We start from the raw sequence: 1,028 nt of genomic DNA on the forward strand, positions 1-1,028 counted from the left end.
TTCGACGCTCGCAAGGTACCGTGAGGCGTTCAAGCCGAGCGGGGCCAAGGACGATCCCACCGATGCTGAACTGGCGCTCGATCTGCTGTTACGCCATCCCGAGCGATTTGCTCCGCTCAGGCCGCAGAGCGCGAGCATGCGTTCCCTGATGACCCTGATCGAGCAGCGCCGTGAACTCGTTGGCGACAAGACACGATTCACCAATCGCTTATGCAATACGCTCAAGCAGTATTATCCGCAGGCGCTGGAATGGTTCGAGCATATCGACACGGTACTGTTCTGCGACTTCATTTCCCGCTGGCCGACACTGTCAGCCGTCAGGCACGCACACAGGAAGACCCTTGAGACGTTCTTCCATTCGCATAACTGCCGGCGACCACGGTTGATCGAAACGCGTCTCGAGTCGATCCGCTGCGCCATGTCACTTACCGAAGACCCCGGTATCGTCTCACCCTGCCGGTTGCATGCCCTGACACTGGTGACACAGCTTCGAACGGTACTCGATGCGATCGATGTATTCGACAAGGAAATCGCGGCAGTTGCGCACTCGCTACCTGACTTCGCTCTCTTTGAGTCTCTGCCCGGAGCGGGTCCGCATCTGACGCCTCGCCTGCTTGCCGCATTCGGCGAGCAGCGTGGTCGCTTCCAGAATGCGGCTGAGTTGCAGAAGTACTCCGGCATCGCACCGGTCACGCAGCGCAGCGGCAAGAAATGCTGGGTACATTGGCGCTGGCAATGCCCAAAATTCCTGCGTCAGACATTTGTCGAATGGGCCGGCCAGACCATCAACAAGTCGTTCTGGGCCGGTGCCTTCTACCGGCAGCAGCGCGCGAAGGGCAACTCATATCAGGCCGCCGTTCGGGCGCTGGCATTCAAATGGATACGCATCCTCTACCGCTGCTGGCAGACTGGAACACGATACGACGAAAGTGTCTATCTGAACGCATTGAGGAAGCGAGGCTCGCCCCTTCTTGCAAACCTCACGCCTCCCCCTCTAAAAACTTGACGGACTGACTCAGGGCGTGAAA

The 1,028-nt window shown here is 58.7% G+C and carries 1 protein-coding gene; it reads left to right on the forward strand.

All coding sequences use genetic code 11. From position 1 onward, the window contains the following. A partial coding sequence (locus FVF58_RS51130; protein WP_149677001.1) for a transposase occupies positions 1-1,006 on the forward strand: 1,006 nt, incomplete at its 5' end. Positions 1,007-1,028 lie beyond the last annotated feature (22 nt).

This window comes from Paraburkholderia panacisoli (assembly GCF_008369935.1).
Lineage (GTDB): Bacteria > Pseudomonadota > Gammaproteobacteria > Burkholderiales > Burkholderiaceae > Paraburkholderia > Paraburkholderia panacisoli.